22 protein-coding genes are annotated in these 18,735 nt (G+C 41.2%); 13 read left to right on the top strand and 9 right to left on the bottom strand.

Features of this window, described 5'->3' with window-relative positions:
- Positions 1-11 precede the first annotated feature (11 nt).
- The 4 genes from ndhK (at position 12) to M595_RS04720 (ending at position 4,673) form a co-directional block, all read left to right on the top strand.
- The gene (ndhK, locus tag M595_RS04735; RefSeq protein ID WP_023064966.1) at positions 12-737 is read left to right on the top strand and encodes a photosynthetic/respiratory NAD(P)H-quinone oxidoreductase subunit K; all 726 of its coding nucleotides are present in this window, start codon (positions 12-14) and stop codon (positions 735-737) included.
- Positions 730-1,236 (top strand): NAD(P)H-quinone oxidoreductase subunit J, encoded by a 507-nt coding sequence (locus tag M595_RS04730; protein WP_023064920.1) that lies wholly within the window; start codon positions 730-732, stop codon positions 1,234-1,236. The genes ndhK and M595_RS04730 overlap by 8 nt, the downstream gene beginning before the upstream one ends.
- A gap of 342 nt (positions 1,237-1,578) precedes the next feature.
- Positions 1,579-3,210 carry a cna B-type domain protein gene (locus tag M595_RS04725; protein ID WP_023064948.1) on the top strand — a complete coding sequence of 544 codons (1,632 nt, stop codon included), beginning with the start codon at positions 1,579-1,581 and terminating at the stop codon, positions 3,208-3,210.
- A 197-nt stretch (positions 3,211-3,407) separates the two neighbouring features.
- Complete coding sequence (locus tag M595_RS04720) at positions 3,408-4,673, top strand: M16 family metallopeptidase (protein ID WP_023065008.1); 1,266 nt, start codon at positions 3,408-3,410, stop codon at positions 4,671-4,673.
- A gap of 102 nt (positions 4,674-4,775) precedes the next feature.
- On the opposite strand, the gene M595_RS32855 is transcribed toward M595_RS04720, so the two are convergent.
- The 5 genes from M595_RS32855 to M595_RS04700 all read right to left on the bottom strand — a co-directional run bounded on the left by M595_RS32855 (position 4,776) and on the right by M595_RS04700 (position 8,559).
- Positions 4,776-5,210 (bottom strand): DUF3616 domain-containing protein, encoded by a 435-nt coding sequence (locus tag M595_RS32855; protein WP_338041612.1) that lies wholly within the window; start codon positions 5,208-5,210, stop codon positions 4,776-4,778.
- Positions 5,211-5,242: 32 nt separating this feature from the next.
- Positions 5,243-5,863 (bottom strand): DUF3616 domain-containing protein, encoded by a 621-nt coding sequence (locus M595_RS32850; protein ID WP_023064928.1) that lies wholly within the window; start codon positions 5,861-5,863, stop codon positions 5,243-5,245.
- A gap of 60 nt (positions 5,864-5,923) precedes the next feature.
- On the bottom strand, positions 5,924-6,709 hold the full coding sequence (locus M595_RS04710) for a DUF1206 domain-containing protein (protein WP_023064896.1): 786 nt from the start codon (positions 6,707-6,709) through the stop codon (positions 5,924-5,926).
- A 44-nt stretch (positions 6,710-6,753) separates the two neighbouring features.
- On the bottom strand, positions 6,754-7,569 hold the full coding sequence (locus M595_RS04705; RefSeq protein ID WP_023064983.1) for a DUF2382 domain-containing protein: 816 nt from the start codon (positions 7,567-7,569) through the stop codon (positions 6,754-6,756).
- Between the two features lie 165 nt (positions 7,570-7,734).
- Positions 7,735-8,559, bottom strand: coding sequence for a DUF2382 domain-containing protein (locus M595_RS04700; protein ID WP_023065018.1), 825 nt, complete (start codon positions 8,557-8,559; stop codon positions 7,735-7,737).
- A 221-nt stretch (positions 8,560-8,780) separates the two neighbouring features.
- Here M595_RS04700 and M595_RS30490 point away from each other — a divergent pair, with 221 nt between their 5' ends.
- From M595_RS30490 to M595_RS04670, 6 genes are all read left to right on the top strand, one after another.
- Entirely contained in the window at positions 8,781-10,178 is a 1,398-nt protein-coding gene (locus tag M595_RS30490; protein WP_023064976.1) for a DUF1269 domain-containing protein, read from the top strand.
- A gap of 53 nt (positions 10,179-10,231) precedes the next feature.
- Positions 10,232-10,687 carry a BON domain-containing protein gene (locus M595_RS04690; protein WP_023064967.1) on the top strand — a complete coding sequence of 152 codons (456 nt, stop codon included), beginning with the start codon at positions 10,232-10,234 and terminating at the stop codon, positions 10,685-10,687.
- Positions 10,688-10,814: 127 nt separating this feature from the next.
- Positions 10,815-11,906, top strand: a complete 1,092-nt coding sequence (locus M595_RS04685; RefSeq protein WP_023064955.1) for an ion channel — start codon at positions 10,815-10,817, stop codon at positions 11,904-11,906.
- Between the two features lie 33 nt (positions 11,907-11,939).
- Entirely contained in the window at positions 11,940-12,971 is a 1,032-nt protein-coding gene (locus M595_RS04680) for a sodium:calcium antiporter (RefSeq protein WP_023064932.1), read from the top strand.
- Positions 12,972-13,061: 90 nt separating this feature from the next.
- Entirely contained in the window at positions 13,062-13,256 is a 195-nt protein-coding gene (locus M595_RS04675) for a hypothetical protein (RefSeq protein ID WP_023064973.1), read from the top strand.
- A 163-nt stretch (positions 13,257-13,419) separates the two neighbouring features.
- A complete protein-coding gene (locus M595_RS04670; protein WP_023065004.1) occupies positions 13,420-14,733 on the top strand; it encodes a hypothetical protein in 1,314 nt (437 codons plus the stop codon).
- A 163-nt stretch (positions 14,734-14,896) separates the two neighbouring features.
- Here M595_RS04670 and M595_RS04665 read toward each other — a convergent pair whose 3' ends face one another.
- Complete coding sequence (locus M595_RS04665; RefSeq protein ID WP_009786637.1) at positions 14,897-15,169, bottom strand: GlsB/YeaQ/YmgE family stress response membrane protein; 273 nt, start codon at positions 15,167-15,169, stop codon at positions 14,897-14,899.
- Positions 15,170-15,408: 239 nt separating this feature from the next.
- On the opposite strand from M595_RS04665, the gene psb35 reads away from it, so the two are divergent.
- From psb35 to M595_RS04650, 3 genes are all read left to right on the top strand, one after another.
- Positions 15,409-15,615, top strand: coding sequence for a photosystem II assembly protein Psb35 (psb35, locus tag M595_RS04660; RefSeq protein WP_023064998.1), 207 nt, complete (start codon positions 15,409-15,411; stop codon positions 15,613-15,615).
- Positions 15,616-15,740: 125 nt separating this feature from the next.
- On the top strand, positions 15,741-16,061 hold the full coding sequence (locus M595_RS04655) for a hypothetical protein (RefSeq protein ID WP_023064985.1): 321 nt from the start codon (positions 15,741-15,743) through the stop codon (positions 16,059-16,061).
- A gap of 442 nt (positions 16,062-16,503) precedes the next feature.
- Positions 16,504-16,686: a CsbD family protein gene (locus M595_RS04650; RefSeq protein WP_023064931.1), complete on the top strand. Its 183-nt coding sequence runs from the start codon at positions 16,504-16,506 to the stop codon at positions 16,684-16,686.
- A gap of 98 nt (positions 16,687-16,784) precedes the next feature.
- Here the strand turns inward: M595_RS04650 and M595_RS04645 are convergent, their stop codons facing one another.
- From M595_RS04645 to M595_RS04635, 3 genes are all read right to left on the bottom strand, one after another.
- Entirely contained in the window at positions 16,785-16,997 is a 213-nt protein-coding gene (locus M595_RS04645; protein WP_152983533.1) for a hypothetical protein, read from the bottom strand.
- Positions 16,998-17,196: 199 nt separating this feature from the next.
- Positions 17,197-18,198, bottom strand: a complete 1,002-nt coding sequence (gene pstB, locus M595_RS04640; RefSeq protein WP_023064943.1) for a phosphate ABC transporter ATP-binding protein PstB — start codon at positions 18,196-18,198, stop codon at positions 17,197-17,199.
- A 40-nt stretch (positions 18,199-18,238) separates the two neighbouring features.
- Positions 18,239-18,735, bottom strand: a 497-nt coding sequence (locus M595_RS04635; protein ID WP_023064907.1) for a PstA family ABC transporter permease, incomplete at its 5' end; no start/stop codon positions are given.

Here is an 18,735-nt window from a genome sequence, read left to right as displayed (position 1 = left end):
GCACAGAAACTATGACAAGCCAAAGTATTTCCCCAGAAACTGGAAAAATTATCAATCCCATCGAGCGACCTCAAGTTACTCAAGAACTGTCAGAAAATGTGGTTTTAACCACTGTTGATGACCTATATAATTGGGCAAGACTATCGAGTTTGTGGCCGTTGCTTTATGGTACGGCTTGCTGTTTTATTGAATTTGCAGCATTAATTGGTTCTCGGTTCGACTTTGATCGCTTTGGTTTAGTTCCCCGTTCGAGTCCTCGTCAAGCCGATCTGTTGATCACCGCAGGTACAATCACCATGAAATATGCACCTGTATTGGTGCGGTTGTATGAACAAATGCCTGAACCCAAGTATGTAATCGCTATGGGTGCTTGCACGATTACAGGCGGGATGTTTAGTATGGACTCGACAACGGCAGTTCGAGGGGTGGATAAGTTAATCCCAGTAGATGTGTATATCCCGGGTTGTCCGCCTCGTCCTGAAGCGATCATTGATGCGATCATCAAATTGCGGAAGAAAATTTCCAATGATTCTCTACAAGAGCGAGGAAATTTACAACAAACTCACCGTTACTACACTCGTTCTCATCAAATGAAGGTAGTCGAACCGATTTTAACGGGTCAATATTTACAATCTAGCACTCGTCAAACTCCACCTCCGCAACTCACTGAAGCGATGGGAATGCCTGTACCCCCGGCAATGTTAGCTGAACAAACCAAGGAGGAACAGCGTGGCTGAAACTGAAGAAACAGCAATTGTAGAAGCAGGCCCAGTTTCCCAGTGGCTCGCTCAAAATGGATTTGAACATGAATCTCTGCAACGAGATCACTCGGGAGTAGAGATAATTAAGGTGAGTCGGGATTATCTGATTCCTCTGTCTACAGCCCTCTACGCTAACGGATTTAACTATTTGCGGTGTCAATGTGCCTATGACCTTGGCCCCAGTGAAGATCTCGTTAGTGTTTATCATTTGGTAAAAGTTGACGATCATGTGGAACAACTTGAGGAAGTTTGCGTCAAGGTATTTGTTCCACGAAATGATCCAAAAGTTCCGTCAGTTTACTGGATTTGGAAAGCGGCCGACTTCCAGGAACGAGAGTCCTATGATATGTACGGTATCGTTTACGAAGGTCATCCTAATCTGAAGCGAATTTTAATGCCCGAAGATTGGGTCGGTTGGCCTTTGCGAAAAGACTATATCTCTCCTGATTTCCATGAGTTGCAAGATGCTTATTAATGATTGTCGAGTCAGATTAATGATAGATTGACACAAACAGCACTCCTGTCATTTTGGGGGAGTGCTGATTTAGCTTTAATGGCAAACAGCAACTCAGTGACAATCTAAATTAAGGGAATAGGCAGATGCTCAATTATCGGAGAATAGGCGACTCGAACGCATTGCCAGATTTCCGAAAAGTCTGGTATAGTTGCCTACGATCAGGTAGTGTTCAACCAATCGCCTGAATGGAGTTCACTCTTGATTTATGAGAGCGCATATGTACGATACCATTTAGGTTGCAACATTATACAGTCCTACGGGACTCATCTTCGTACAATACTTTGGTGGAGGAGTTAAATTGTGAGTACAATTCGAGGATCAGTATTTCAGGATCTTAACGGTAATAGTTTTTTTGATCTCGGTGAAGGTCTTTCCAACGTTACAGTATTCCTGGATATAAATGGAAATGGTCTACCAGATAGTGGTTCAGATAGTGATGGGGATGGCATCCTAGAGAATAGTGAACCAACAATAGTAACTGATGCTAGCGGTGAGTATACCTTTGCGGATTTACCCGAAGGAAGCTTTACCCTCGATCAGGTGACTATCCCCGGTTTCAATGAACCTGTGGGTGTACCCATCTCCCTAGCAACGACAGGTGATCCCAACGAACGGATTGATGTCAACATTCTCAACACAAACCTGACCCCACCGACCACCCCAGCCCCTACAACTGGAGTGATTCGCGGTTCGGTTTACGTTGATAACAACAGAAATCAAATTTACGAGCCTTTTGGAGATGTCGGTGAACCCACGCTTGCAGAAGGCTTTCCGGATGCAACGGTTTACATTGACCTCAACAACAGTGGTTTCCGTGAACCCAGTGAGCCTTCTTCTACCACTAATGAAGCCGGTTTCTATTTCTTTGGGGACTTACCCCCAGGCTCCTATTTACTGCGAGCTGAAATTCCGGGTGGATTTGAGTTACTCGGAGATAACCCGATCCAAGCTCCTGTGGCTGCTGCGACTGTCAATGAACTGGATATTCCTGTTATTGATCCCAATAGCGTTTATGGTCGGGTGATTCGTGACCTCAATGGTGATGGTCTACCTCAACCTTCTGAACCCGGACAAATGGGAATTAATATTGAGATTGTTGATGGAGAGGGGAATATCAGCAGAACCACAACGGGTGACGATGGATTCTACATCATTTCCAATCTCAATACAGAGATTCCTGGAAGGGATGATCCGCAAAACCCCTTCGCTAACTTCATTGCCAGAACAGAACCTGAACGATTTGCTCGAGGATTCGTCGCCGATTTTGGTGTTGACTTACCTTCGTCTGCCTATATCTTTACCTCTCCGGTGCCTCCAGTTGGAGAATTTCCGGGCGAAATCGGTGTCGAACTGATTCCTGAGGAGGCTCGCCAAATTAACTCTACATTGGTCTTCAATCCAGCCGGAACGGTTCTGCCTGTTCCAAATAGTATTGCGGGTGTGGTATTCAATGACCTCAATGCCAACTCTCTACTCGATGTTGATCCCATAACGGGTTCACCAGATGCGCCAATTGAGGGCGCGAGAGTCTACATTGACTTGGATGATGATGGTGAACTCGGAGGAGATGAACCCAGTACAACAACGGACTTCAGTGGGAACTTTATCTTTACTAACCTATCCCCGACCCTCCCGATTGACCCGTTAACCGGTTTTGCTCCTATCGAAGAGACTTATGTGATTCGAGTTGAGCCAACAGACAATCAGGAGAATTTAACCACTCCGATTCCGGCGATCACGTTGGCGAGTGAAGAAGCAGCTCAAGTGACCTTGGGACTTTCCAGTGTGGTTCCTTTCCCACCGGAAAACCAATTCGCTCAAGAAGGAGGTGGTATCAACCCAGACTCACTAATTCCTGTCAGAGGTTTCGATCCGCTGACGATCGCAGCTCCGACTCCTGTACCGATTCCAACTCCAGAGCCAATTGTTTAATTAAGAGTCGTTAAGCTTTGTGTATTCAGTCATCTCCAGGAACACTAAGGCGAATTTAATTAACCTTCATCCTATTCCTGGGATGATTTTTTTATGGGGATCTCTCCGATTTCAGACAAATTGTATCAAAATACTCAAATCAAGTTTAGGGAAAACGATAATATAGATAGATTAAGCTAAGTTTAACTTTTTAAAAATTGTTTCAACAGCAAACTGCTTTAGAGTTTCCTGCAAGTCTATTTCAATTAGAAAATGGATTAACGGTTATTCATCAGGAGATTTCTGCAACTCCTGTCGTTGTCGTTGATGTTTGGGTCAGAGCCGGAGCGATTCAGGAACCGGAACCCTGGTCAGGGATGGCTCACTTCCTAGAACATATGATCTTCAAAGGGACAGATAAAATTGCCCCGGGAATATTTGACGAAGTAATTGAAAGTCGAGGTGGAGTAACCAACGCCGCCACAAGCCACGACTACGCCCACTTCTACATCACCACAGCCGAACAATACCTAGAAGATACTTTACCCCCGCTTGCTGAATTACTCTTACACGCAACGATTCCGGATCAGGAGTTTATCCGAGAACGAGATGTCGTTTTAGAAGAAATTCGTCAGGCTGAAGATGATGTGGACTGGATTGAATTTCAGTCTATGATGGAAACGCTCTACAGTCATCATCCCTATGGACGTTCAGTATTAGGAACCCAAGAAAAACTAATGCAGCGAACGCCCGTAGAAATGCGCTGTTTTCATCAATGTCACTACCAACCGGAAAATATGGCGGTGGTGATCGTGGGGGGAGTCAAACAACACCGCGCTCTTAAAGCGATCAAAGAAGCTTTTGATGGGTTTCCCACGCCTCAACGTTGTCCCTGTATTGGCTTAACGCCCTCACCGAAAATTCAAGAAATCCGTCGTCAAGAACTCCACTTACCCAACGCTGAACAAGCAAGATTAACGCTTGCATGGCTAGGCCCAGACGTTAACGAGTTGCGAGACGGTTATGGTTTAGATCTCCTCTCCGTCATCCTTGCAGAAGGCCGAACCTCTCGTTTAATCAGGATGTTGCGCGAGGAACTGCAATTAGTTCATTCTCTAACAAGCTGCTTTTCTTTGCAACAACAATCGAGCCTATTGACCATTAACGCTTTATTAGACACCGAACAGATTGAAACCGTTGAAACTCTAATTTGTGATTGTATTACCCAACTGCACAACGAACCGATTTCTGAACTCGAACTGAAACGCAGTCAACGCTTACTTTGCAACGATTACGCTTTTTCGACTGAAACTCCAGCTCAACTAGCAGGCCTATATGGATATTATTTTACCATAGCTAAACCCGAATTATCAATGATTTATCCGAGTGAAATTCAATCGTTTCAACCTTCAGACTTACAAAAACTCGCCCAAAAGTATTTAAAACTAGAGTCTTATTCCGTTACAGTTGTTAAACCCTGTTAAACATTAAACTCAAGGTAGGTTGAGTCGAACGAGGTAAAACCCAATACAAAAGCTGCTGAGTTCAGGTTTCGTAACCTAACCTACATTTGACGATAAAGATCTCTAGGATTCAGACTTCAAACGAAAAACATCAGCCAGTAACTCATTACCATTAGGTCTTCTTTCAGGAGCGGGAGAATCATAAACAATCAGCACAGAATCCGATTGTCCTAGACAGGGAAAATGAGCAATTCCTTCAGCTTTATCAGTCCCAACCTTAATCGGTAAATCAAACATAACCTCTAAATGTTTTGACTCTTGCCAATAGATCATTTCCTCAGTTCGCTTTTCAATATTTTTTAAACGAAAAACTCGCATCGCCCCATTAAGATCCATCGTTGGGCCTCCGAGAATAATTAAATCACCATCATGTAAAAACAGTTCTCGAATTCCTAATCCATCTAACTCAATAAAATGCTTTCGATAGAGTTGTCCATCTTTTTCTATCGGTTTTAGGGCTAAAACACCAGGTTTTGTTTCTTCAACTTCGATCTCCAAAATGATCGCAAAACCCCGCAAAACAGGCCCTCTCAACCCGAGAAGATCGGAAGATTTTTACTCACTGCTAAACCCTCAATATCAAGTCCATTATCCTTAGAGGGTAAACCACTGGAAATAATCGTACCAATATGAGGATCAGACTTAAGACTTTCAACTAAAATATTACCTTCTTTCGTCGTTTCTAAAAGAGCAGCTGTTCGTTTTTTTTCAGGATCATCCTTCAAAGTACAAGACTTAATTAAATTACCATCAATAATCGGAATACGAGCAATTAAATAGCGATTCGCCTCCGACTTGACTTCAGATAACCGCTCAACATCTTTTTCAGGATCTTTTCGCTTCGGTTTTTTCCGTTTTGTGCTATGAGAACCCATCACCCACAAATAACCGTGAGAATAATCCATTCCTTCGATATCAATTTCATCCTCAGTATTGGGGAGTTCAATAAAATCCAAAAGAGAAAAATGCTTGTGATTACCAAAAACAAACGGTTCTACCTGGGAAAGTCGCTCGACTCCTAAAAGCTCATCAGAACCCACCCACAAACTACCATCTGGGGTGATCGCAGCGGCGGAGAGTTCACCCACTAAATCATCTGAACTGTCTTCAAACCGCAAGAGAACCCGACTTAGTAAAAAACCTTCTGACATTAGCTTAATTCAATCAACTTACAGTTATTTTTGATGCTGTGATCTTACTCTATTTTGTGCTTAATTTGTTTTAAAGTGGCGATAACGCGCTTGTACCAACATATAAATACCATAAGCAATTAAACCAAAAGCGGCGATCGCTAGCAAGAATTTACCATAAGGCTGCTGTGCGATAGTGTGCAACGCTCCATCAAGTCCCCGTGCTTTACTCGGTTCAAATTGTCGAGCAGCTTGAATTAAAAAGAAACCTAACATCACAAAAATAACGCCTCTCGCTGTAATTCCAAAGCGACAGACATTGACTACTAATTTTTCTTGCTGATAATCGAGTTCTCTTAGGTTTAACTTCTTGCGAAACTTAGTCTTATAAGCTTTATAAATATAATATAAACCCAGTCCAATAATTAATGCACCGAGAGTTCCGACTAACCATTGACCAAACGGTTGTGAAAGTAGACGAGCCGTCCACGTTTGTTTACTATCGCCCCCGCCTCCACTGCTCGATCCCATTGCGAATAGAGCCGCATTTACAGCGACACCTGCATAAATCAAACCACTAAGAATATAACCCAATCTTGTCACAATTCCCTTGAAATCTGAACCTTTATGATCAGGATCTTTAATCGCTTCGACAAATCGCCAAATCACATATCCAACTAAGCCAACAGCAACTAAAATTAATAATATTTGTCCGAAAGGTTGAGCTGAAATTGTTCGCAAAGCACCTTTAGTACCCGTTGTTTTTCCACCCGAAGTAAATGCTGCCATTACTGCTAAGATGCCGATTAACCCATACACAAATCCTTTGGTTGCATATCCAAAACGAGCTAACCTTTCTACCCACATGACTGATTTCCTCAAAAAATATAATAAGTCTAAGCCTCAATTCACTAAGGATTAGTACAGCGATCAAAAAGCTCTTGATATTGTTGCTGATATTGGGGATCATTGAGAACCAATTCAACCCGAACTTTAGCACATCCGTGAGCGTCTTCCATCGCTAGAGTCTGTAATAAATCACCTGCTGCTTTCAAAGAAACAAATTCACCCTGAACCGTGATTTTATCTGACTTACTCTTACGGGTTTCGAGTTCAACTCCCTCGACCTTTCCCTGTGATAAATCAATTTCAGCTAAGGGTTGATCCGATGAACCCACTTTTTCAACGATTAACTTTTCTCGTCGCACCGGAACTTCAACCATTTCAGTTTCAACTTGTTTGCGAACAACAACTTCACCGATTTTATGGCGATCGTGTTTCACCTCTAATCGTTCAGCAAGGAGGCGAATTGTTTCACTTTCTACAGATTCGTGATAGGATTCATCTATATCTCGACTACAATCATCATTGTCCTCATGGTCTGAATCATCAACGGATGGGATATTATTCTTTTCAGTTAAACTTTCACTCCCATCGGCTGAATATTGATTCAATTTTTCTTGCATTTTTTCGGTTAATCGGATCACAAATTGATGATTTTCTAAATCAACTTTAACAATAGAATTTTGATGAACTCTAAACACAGGTTTGGATTGTCCAGATAACGAAAAAAGAATCTGAATTTGGTTAGAATCATTTTTTAAAATTCGTTCAACTTGACCAATCAATCTTCTCTGTTCATCGACAACTGAATAAGTCTGAACCTCTTGTGAATTTGATAATTTTTCAGGAGAATAAACAGTTTGATAATTATCTTGAGTTTTCATCTTCCACTTGTATTTTAAATTAATCAGCTCAATATTTTAGTTTTTATTGAATTGTAGCTAAATAGAAGTGTTAGGTGGTCGGTGTTAGGAAAAACCCAAGACCCAACAAACCACCTAAGACCCAATTAAAGCTAACTTTCACGGCTTTTAATTAACCTGGTTATTTTATCGCTTAACCACAGATTCTCCATCTTTATTAACCCGCAATTCTTCACGACGGAGGGTTTCTTCTGCGGTAACGGTATCGCGATCTACTTCTTTGCGGACATTCACTTCTTCACGAACATAAGCTTCCTTATGAATATCTGCGGTTTCTTCATAAACTTCCATACGAGCCACTTCACCTTCTTTGAAGTTCGCAGTACCTGGTGTCACCCGTTTTCCTGCATCGTCAGGTGTAGTCCGTTCGACGATTACTCGTTCTTTTTCAACTGGAACAGAAGCCTTGGCTTTCTCTGTTTCTACCGCTTTCCCAACAACAACTTCACCCGCTTTATGACGGTCTTTATTTGCAATTAAGCGTTCTTCATAGAGCTTAAATTCGCCATGATCGCGATCGTTGAGATCAAACAACTCGGTATCATTTTCGTAGCGATAGTTGTTGTGATTATAGCTGGCTTGAGGCTGACGAGTCCGATAACTTTGGCGAACCCGTTCTTCATAGTCGTAATCAACTTTCATATCGGTATCATACTTCGGTAAAGCTTCTGCTTGGTCTTTGGTGGTTAAACCTAAAGCATAAAGCTTGTGTTCGTTAAAATCAATCCGAGAGCGACCGACGGGTAATAATACCTTCTTCCCGAAAATCCAGAATCCTGTGTCTAGGACAAAATAACGGATACGACCCGCTTCATCAACTAATGCGTCATCAACTGAACCAATTTTTTCGTTACTGGTTCCCGCATAAACGGTATACCCTTTAAAGTCGTTTCCTTTAAACAACTCATCAACATAGTTAGGATAGTATTCTCTAATTTTGACTAAAGCCATAATTTATTTTTGTGTTTCTGTGTCAACTACACTTACTACAATAGATAATAATCAAGTTTAATCAATCCTCCCACGGGGAGATTCATAAGCTATGTCGGGGGATGGATGATAAAAATAGATAAAAATTAAGATACTTAAGAAAACAAAGATAAAAATTATCTTAACCTTTCTAAATATTCAAGAAAGGGTTATTGAAATTGACAAAAGAGAGAGTAAAAAATATGGCAACAAGAGCAGCTCAAGATTATAAACGAGGAATAGGAGTCTTTAAAACCCGAAGACAAGTAGAACAAGCTCTTTACCGATTACGCGATCGGGGTTTTAATCTTGAACAAGTTTCTGTCATGGCGCCCGACTCCGATCCAAAGTCGAAAGACGCGGAAGTTGATGTTTATACCCATTCTCAAGGGAATCACGCCGATACAGGAGCAGTTTCCGGGGCAGTCGCCGGAGGTACGCTCGGTATCATTGGCGGATTATTAGTCGGTTTGGGAGCCGCAGCCATTCCGGGAATTGGGCCGATTTTATTGGCCGGTGCCGAAGCAACAGCGTTGGCGACAACTTTAGCGGGAACGGCGATCGGTGCCACATCCGGGGGAATTATCGGGGCTTTAATTGGTTTAGGAATTCCTGAAGATCAGGCGAAAGTTTATAACGATCGACTTTCACAAGGTCAATATATTGTATTGGTGACGGGAACCCCAAGAAGCGTCGAGCAAGCCGAAGATATTTTACGCGATCAAGGAATTGAACAATGGCAGGTTTATGATGCTTTGCAAGTCGAAGTTACACCCACAATGGATGATGTAGTTTCTCCGACGACCCTCGAACATCAAGAAGAAAGAGCGATCATTACTCCGCCAGAGGTTAAACCGAAAGTTGTAGGCGAAGAACATCCTGAAGTTATTAAAGAAGAAAGAACAATTGTCACTCCTCGGGTCGAGACAAGAAACCCGGTTAAATACGACGGTCGCCAACCCGAAATAATTGAACATAAACAACGTCAAGAAATAGTCACCAGCACTCCGCCAGTGAAAGGGGAAATCGAACACCAAGACCATCCCGAAATTGAAAGAGAAAGAACGATTATCACCCCTCGCGTCGAGACAAGAAACCCGGTTGAATACGATCGCCAACCGGAAGTGATCGAACACAAACAACGTCCAGAAAAAATTACCACCACTGCATCGTCAGTGAAACCAAAAGTTGTACACCAAGAAGAACATCCCAAAATTATGGAACGAGAAGAAAAAAAAACTGTAACCCCTCGCGTCGAGACCGAAAATCCGGTTGAATACGAACAAAAACGTCAAGAAAGAGTGACTACCACTGCATCGTCAGTGAAACCAAAAGTTGTACACCAAGAACGCCCCGAAATTATGGAAAGCAAAGAAAAAAAAACGGTAACCCCCCGCGTTGAAACAGAAAAAGCTGTTGAATCCAACGGTAAAATGCCAAGAATTGAACGAGAACCCATTGAAACTCAACCCCGAGTTCTCTCCGATCATTCCGAGAATATCAAAAGAAATAATTCCCGAAAGATCGAAGGTCAAAAGGTATCTGACGATCCAGAAATTATTATTATAGATCGCCGAGACGAACAAGATCAAACCCCTTAAAAGCGTCACAAGTTTTTGTTTTTGTATAAAGAAAAAAAATGGAGGAAAAAACCATGAAAAAGTTAACATCTTTGATTATCGGTAGTCTTGTTTTATTTGGGGCGGCTGGATGTGATGTTGCTCGTACCAGTGCAGATGCTCCCACTTCCATCGACGGTGAAGTTGAAAACCCTCAATTGGTAGAAGAAACACGAGAAGATGCCGATAAAAATATACGTCAAGCGCAATTAAATTCCGATATTCGGGCGCGAGAAGAACGTAACGATCTATTGGGCGATCAACAAGAACGGGCTGATTCTGATATCGAAAGTGAAGTTCGTGCCAAATTAGAAGCAAATATTCAGGGAAGTAAACTCACCATTCAAGCTGAAGAGGGTGCAGTTGCAATTGCCGGAACCGTACCCGATCAACGACAATACGAAACCATTAAACCCTTAGCCCAAGAAATTCTGGGAGTAGATTCAGTTGATATCAGTCGGGTAAAAATCGTAGAACCGACCGGATCATAATCCTAATCGAGAGTTGATTAAGCTGAGTTTAGAGTTTATTTAGTTAGACCCATTTTAAAGGTAGAGATGTGTTCAGGCACGTCTCTATAACATTAAATAACGGTGTGGAAAAGAGGGGTTAATATTCATGTCAATTGGGCTGACTGTCTTAGGTGTAATTATTTTGATCGGTGTTACGCTTGATGTTTTAATCACCACTTTAACGGTGGGTGGGGGTGGCCCGATAACAAGCCGACTTTCAGCAAGAATCTGGATGATTGCATTAAAAATTCATCGTCATTTTCCCAATCATCGGTTTTTGGCGTTGATCGGGATGTCACTATTGGTTTTAATGACATTGTTGTGGTTTGCCTTAACTTGGTTAGGGTGGACTCTGTTATTTGTCTCGGGTGAAGGCGCGGTAATCACATCCCCCAATTTAGTCCCGGCTAGTTTTTGGGAGAGAGTGTATTTTGTCGGTTATACCCTCTCAACTTTGGGACAGGGAAGCTATCAACCCCAAGGAGAACCCTGGCAAATTGCGACGGCGATCGCTTCAATTAACGGCTTTTTTCTGGTAACACTCACTTTTGCTTATCTACTTCCCATCGTCTCGGCCGCTAGCCAAAAACGTTCTTATGCGACTTATATTGCTTCACTGGGGGGAACCGCAGATGAAATTCTCATCCGGGCTTGGAATGGTGAAAACTTCGGACAATTTGATCAACATCTGATCGCTTTGAGTGCGATGCTGACTCAACTCGGCGAAAATCATTTGAATTATCCGATTCTGCACTATTTCCACAGTATTGAGCGTTATCGCGCCATGACGCTGAGTTTAGTTGCTCTCGATGATGCCTTAACTTTACTCCAATATGGCATTCCCCGACCGCATCAACCCGATCCCGCAGCACTGCGATCAGTTCGTCGGGCGAGTGCTGCGTTTTTAGCCACGCTGAAGTCTGCCTATTTGAACCCCACCGATGAAAATCCTCCTTTACCTGTTTTGGAGTTAGTTCGCCTAGAGGGAATTCCGACTGTGAACGACTCCCAATTTCAACAGGCGACTCAACACCTCGAACACCGACGACGTATTTTGTTAGAGTTAATCCGCAATGATGGCTGGACGTGGGATGCAATTGCCTCGACAAGAACCACAAGTCGGGCGAGTAATTTAGATGATCATAGTGCATTGGATGATGTTGTTTACATGGCTGTGGATCAGTTTCCCAAAGTTTAGAATTTAGAATTTTAACACTCAAGACAATCAACAATGAACGAGTCATTAGTCATTAATTTTTTGCTGTTTCTATTTGCTGCTCTGGTTATTGGACTTGGGGGAACTAAACTCTCGAAAATTGCCGATCAACTTGCCGATGCAACGGGTTTAGGTGAAGCCATTGTCGGGGCGTTATTGTTGGGGGGAATTACTTCTTTAGCCGGAATTATCACTTCAATTACCGCCGCCGCAGATGCCCATCCTCAAATTGCAGTCAGCAATGCTTTAGGGGGAATTGCTGCTCAAACTGCTTTTTTAGCGATCGCTGATTTTGTCTATCGCAAAGCCAATTTAGAACACGCTGCTGCCTCTTTGCCGACTCTCGTTCAGGGTGCTTTATTAAATGCTTTATTGGCTGTTCCTTTATTAGCAATAGCTGCCCCAAAGGTTGAAATATTGGGGATTCATCCTGCCTCACTTGTGATTATTGGGGGTTATCTGTTTGGTTTGCGTCTCACCTCTCAAGTGCGGGATGCTCCGATGTGGAAACCTCACCTCACCACTGAAACGTTAATTGATGAGGCTGAACACTCAGAAGATCAGGATTCTCTTGACAATCTTCCGAAGATGTGGCTGATGTTGGGATGGTTAGCGATTGTGATTGCTGGAGCGGGTTATGTATTGGCAAAAACGGGGGTAACTCTGTCTCAACAAACGGGACTTTCAGAGACAGTCGTCGGCGGGGTGTTTATTGCTCTTTCTACTTCTTTACCTGAATTAGTGACCTCTATTGCTGCGGTGAAACGAGGCGCTTTAACTTTAGCAGTTAGTGCGATTATTGGCGGGAACACGTTTGATGTTTTGTTATTATCTTTTTCGGATTTTGCTTATCGGCCCGGTTCGATTTATAATGCCATTACTCAGTCGGAAGTTTTTGTGATTGCATTAACGATATTAATGACCGCAATTTTACTGCTCGGACTCCTTAGACGCGAAAAGTCTGGAATTGGAAATATTGGCTTTGAAACTTTCTCAATTCTGGTGCTTTATCTTGGTGGCTTTACCGTTCTATTCACTTGGAGTTGATTTAGATGCGGTTCGGGGAGTCAACAGCTTGTATAATCATAAACGAAGTCTGTGGAACACTGATTACTAAATTTTACTTAAACATCTCCCATGAGTCGTTCTCCAAAAACAGGTACAAAAATTGTCCTATTTACGGTCGGAATTGCCCTGATTATTATCGCCACTATTGTGGTGTTGAGAGGGTTAGGAATTTTATCTGCTATTCCTGAGTTTATTATTTGGGCGTTGGTTCTTCTGACGCTCGGAATTGGGATTATCGGCGGGTTGTTAAGCCAGGGAGAATAAAGCCTTAATTGAAGCTGAGTCCTGGATTAGAAGTCGATCTCAGTGGAAAAAATAATAGACTCTACCCAAAGGAATAGTTAAAAGTTCTATCGTTCAGGAGAAGCCATAATTGACTTGAACTGTTATCCTTATAGTTTGAGCAGAAAAAAGCCTTATAAACACGATGTTAGAGCAAGCAGCCCAGTTAAAGCAGGCGTTAGTTGATTTTGTCTATGATGCAGAGGGAGACTTAGCTGTAGCCTTTGAACAGTATGTCGCTACTCATGGAAGTCGAGATCGTCAAGATATTCGTCTGCAAAACTTGGTTGTTGATATGTTTTTGAATGGAGGGGAAGTCGGAGAACAGACTCCGATTGATTTATTTCTCGCCCAGGAGTCTGAGTTAACGGCCAGCGATCGCGATCTGATTAAAAATTGGCAACACACCTTCACGGGTCTATTTGAAATTATAGAGATTCAGCCGAAAAGTTTCAAGTTAATGAACTGGTTGACTGCTAAATATTATACAGTATTTCCGAGTCCTGAAATTTCTCGCTCAGAGATCGAAAAATGGAAACTGGGCGATATTTTACTGACTCGTCTTGCTCCCTTAAATGATGGAAATTGGATGTTTTCGGGAGCCTGTATCCCGAAAGGAAATCTCGGAAAACCCAAGCTAGCAGTTGTCGTGGGGGAATTCAAGAACAATTATCCCAATCAACTCTATGGAGATGCACCTGAACTGTTAGAAAAGGCTTGGGATTCTGTGATTCAATACCATCAAGAATTTGTTAACTTTTTGGGGAGCGATCGCATCTTACTCCCTGGATATCAGCTTAACAAAAAAATTGCTGAATTGCAAGAAAGATTAACTAAAAAACAATTAGAAGCGGCGGGGATTGATCCTTCAAAATCGATTAAAGAGATGATTCAAGAAGCCGGGGTGGATGAAAGTGAAGTCAAAGCCTCAGCGACTGAAACTGGTGCGGATGAAAAATCAGTTGAAACAGCGCTATCAAATGATTCTTCTCCTATGTTTTCCCCAAAAGTTGAACTTCCGGACGAGATCAAACGAGCCGAAGAAGTGATGGCTTTTTCTCATCCCCGTTGGGGTCAAATGTTTGTTCCAACCTATTCTAAATTTGTAAGAATACTGGAAGCTGAAGATCCGGTTGCCGAACCTAATGCGGACAAACTGGTGATCAAGTATCTAGAAGATCAAGAGATTAATGCTTTTATTTGGCAACAACTGAAAGCAGAATATCCGCAGCCCCTTGAAAAACTTTTAAAAGCGGTATTAGAACGTCCCGATTTTAACCTTGAAAAAGATTTAGATCAAACTCTAAAACAATATCATAAACCTCTCAAACCCAAACTTCCAGAAATTGCCAGTGTTCCTCAACATCTCCATCAGTTGTTTGAAGAAGCTGTCGCTCAGGTACAGTCAAAAGCTAAAAGTAGTAAAAAGAAAAAGAAAGGCAAGGGATTTAAAGTTTAAAAAATAGGAATATCTAGAGAACTGAATGAATTTCAATTTTCAATTCAACCCTAAAAAACAGAGCTGATTACAGCTCTGCTTAATTCTCATTCTACTGTCTTACCTATCTTTTAGTAGCTACTCATGTCAAATGGTTAGTTTAAATTCTCTAATTTAGTAAAGTTTATGCGTGTCTTACGACTAATCCCCAGATGAAGATCAGAAGCATCGCACCTAAGACAGCAAAAATAATACTAGGAATACTAAAAGCTCCGGCTGAGGCGGCTGCGGCACCGCTACTTCCCAGTAAAAGCTGACCCAAGAAACCACCAACAACTGCACCTAAAATTCCTAATCCCATTGTGGCAAAAATACCACCACCTTGATGACCTGGATAGATGAGTTTTGCCAACGCACCTGCAATTAAACCTAAAGCTAACCAAGCTAAAATACCCATAATTTTTTCCTCGCTCTATTAAAGTTGATATTCATATACTATCCTGTAGAAAAGTGTCCCGTCTTCTATCAATAGATGGAACTGATTTAAAATCAATAGAAAGAGTAGAACTTAGGGGTTCTCTACCCATAGAAATAGTGTCTTATTGATAAACTCATCACTAAGAGGGATGATTGAACTTCGTTATTTATCCTATATTTAAACCTAGCGTAGTTACAAACTATGAGGAAATAAAAAATATGAATTTACTTCTAGAAGTTGGTGTAGACGCTGCACCTCATTTTCCAGTTTCAGCTGTCGCTGTTGGAGCTGTAGGCTTCATCGCAGCTGTTTCTATTGGTTCGATTGCTTGGTACAACTCTAAGCGTCCTGCGGGTTGGGAAGATAAAGAGCGTCCTGATTTTGTTCCCAATGTCGATAAGTCGAATGATCCGGGCTTGGGTTAACTCATTACTAAAATTCATAGTATTTTAGGCATTTTAAAACAAGCTAAATTATACTATGACTCATTAACTCATTTTAATGATTTAGCTTTCATTTGTAGTTTATTTCTTTAATTAAGGAGGATTTTATGGCTGATACTCATAAGAAAACTGGTGGCGATGCAGGTCATTATGATCGTGGGATTCAACCTGCTGAAGTAGGCGCTCGTCAAGACAGAGAGGGTGTTAATTATAAGAAGCTTGCCAAAGAGCAAGAAGGACAGCCTAACACCACTAAAGGCCAGACGGTTGACCAAGAAGGGTTAGCAAATAATTATGCAATTGAACCTGAAATGTATATTAACGAACCCGGTGACTTGCGAGAGCAAGAAGAAGAGCAAAAAGAAGAACGGGTTGAAGAATTAAAAGAAGTTCAGAAGCATGGAAAAAAAGGCCCAGGTGTAATCTAATTTAGACGATAGATTTTATCCTAATCAATCTGAGCTTTTTATCCCTCCCGTTAAAGAAAGGTTGGCTAAGTTTAGCAACCTAAAATAGCGGGAGATTTTTTGATATTAAACTTAAGTTTAAGTTAGCAAATATAGCAAGTCGCGCTGGTCTATTGACAGATCGCCATTGTAATAAATTGCTCAAAGCCTTGTACTATAAGCATTTCTCTCTTCTGTTCCCCGTTCCCTGTTCCCTGTTCCCTGCGCGAAGCGCTATATATAGAGAAAATGGTTGTCGGTTTAGAGATATTCATTCAATCTCAAGGGCATTAAACTTCAAAATAATGATTTGCTCAATCTATATCTACGGATGGATAGCTTAATCTTAATTTTTTGATATCTTATAAATATAGAGAACAAAAATTTGTTCAAAAGTCTTGAAAAAACTAGGAGATATTTAATTATGGCTACTGAAGATAAAGCAAAAGCAACAGCTAAAAACGTCGAAGGTAAAGCTCAAGAAGCTATGGGTAAAGTCACAGGTGATCCTGAAGATAAAGCCCAAGGTAAAATGAAGCAAGGTGAAGCCCAAGCTCAACACGCTGTTGAAAATGCTAAAGATAAAGCGAAGAAAGCAATTGATTAATACAATCTAAATTTATTGAGGTTTAGTGTTTAGAATGAGGTTCATAAGAACCTCATTTTTTTATGATCTATTTATTTTATTTAATTAACTAAACAAAACTAGGAAAAATCAGCATCAACAGCTCCACCTTGTTCGTGAGCAATTAATATTTGACGGTTTCCGAGATCAGTTGTTCGTTCTTCTGACTTAGGTTGTGACTCTTTCGGATTTTCTGATTTAAACTGTTGTTCGAGTTCAACAGCAGGGTCAACACCCGGATCAACATCAGAATCAATTGCTCTATCTCGATCTGATGGTTGTTGATTATTCATAATCATGGTTAAGTTCTCCTTTGTTTAGACAAATATCATCAGATTTGTTTCTAGATTAACGATTATTTTGCTTAATTGACCTCTTGCTAATGAGATAAATAAATCAATAAACTTTTAAAATAAAATGTAGGAGCGCAAGCCTTACACCCCTACCCAATAAAAGTTTTGTTTCTCAAAAATAGATTCTTGAAAATGGGATTTATCCGAAGTCACCACTCACATATTTTTGGGTCGCTTCCTCTTGGGGATCTTGAAAGATTTTATCAGTTTCATCATACTCAACCAGATACCCAAATCGATTTCCTGACTCTCCTTCTTCAGCGTTAAAGAAAGCAGTTAAATCTGCAACCCTGGTCGCCTGTTGCATATTGTGAGTAACAATAACAACTGTGTAACTTTCTTTGAGATCATGAATTAAATCTTCAACCTTTTGAGTCGAAACCGGGTCAAGAGAGGAGCAGGGTTCATCCATTAAAATAACTTCCGGCTTCAACGCCACCGCCCGAGCAATACATAGACGTTGTTTTTGACCTCCAGAGAGGGATAAACCGTTTTCTTTCAGTTTATCTTTCACCTCAGTCCATAGCGCTGCTTTTTTCAGGGAGTTTTCAACTAACTCATCCATATCTCCCGAATAATTATTAATCCTGGCTCCATAGGCAATATTATCATAAATTGACTTGGGAAAAGGATTTGGTTTTTGGAAAACCATACCAATTTTTCGACGCACTTTAACCGCATCAACTTTCTTAGAATAAAGATTTTTATCATGGAAAAAAACTTTACCCTCAGTATGAAAACTCTCAATCAAATCATTGAGACGATTAAAACAACGAATTAAGGTACTTTTCCCACAACCCGACGGCCCAATTAACGCAGTGACTTGTTTAGGGGGAATTTCCATATTGACCTTACTTAAGGCTAAGGTATCACCGTAATAGACGCTTAACTGTTCAGTTGTAAAAACACTATTGTTGAATGTCTTTATGCTTTGATTGGAGCGATTGTTTTTAGAGTTGTGACGTTCTCTGTTTCTCTGTGAATGATTGTCGTCTTGACTCGCATGAGAGTCACGATTTTCTGAGGAGTGATTATTCTGTCTCATTGTTTGCATATTGTCTCGAACTTCAATTGAATTTTTTTCCGGTCTGTTTCTATTTTTCTCAGTATTGTCTTGAATCTCAAAATGACGATTATCCATAATTTACCTCCGAGTTTGAAGTGAAGAATGAGTTAAAAACCTAATAAGTTCCTTTCTGACCAAAATATCGAGCCAAAATGCTCGCAAACAGAACTAACAAAATCAAAATTAATGAAGCCGCCCAAGCAATTTCTTGTTGATTTTCATAGGGAGCCGTTGCAAAGTTATAGATCAAAACTGACATTGAAGGAACAGTTTCATCGATAATTCTATCCGGCCAACTTTGAGCAAAAATCACGGTGAATAACAAAGGTGCTGTTTCCCCTGCCGCCCGAGCAACACCGAGAGTAATTCCGGTTAAAATAGCTGGAATAGCTGCCGGAATAACGATCTGTAAAACAGTATGAAAACTCGATGCTCCGACACCAACCGAAGCCCAACGAACCTCTTGAGGGACGAGTTGTAATGCTTCATCTGTGGTTCTGACAATGATGGGAAGCATCAAAATTGCTAGGGCAAATCCTCCGGCTAAAGTTGAGAATTTATCCATCGTTAAAACCACTACAGTATAAGCAAAAATTCCGACAATAATCGAAG

It is taken from the genome of Lyngbya aestuarii BL J, assembly GCF_000478195.2.
Classification (GTDB): domain Bacteria; phylum Cyanobacteriota; class Cyanobacteriia; order Cyanobacteriales; family Microcoleaceae; genus Capilliphycus; species Capilliphycus aestuarii.
This window is presented reverse-complemented; position numbering and strand designations above follow the sequence as displayed.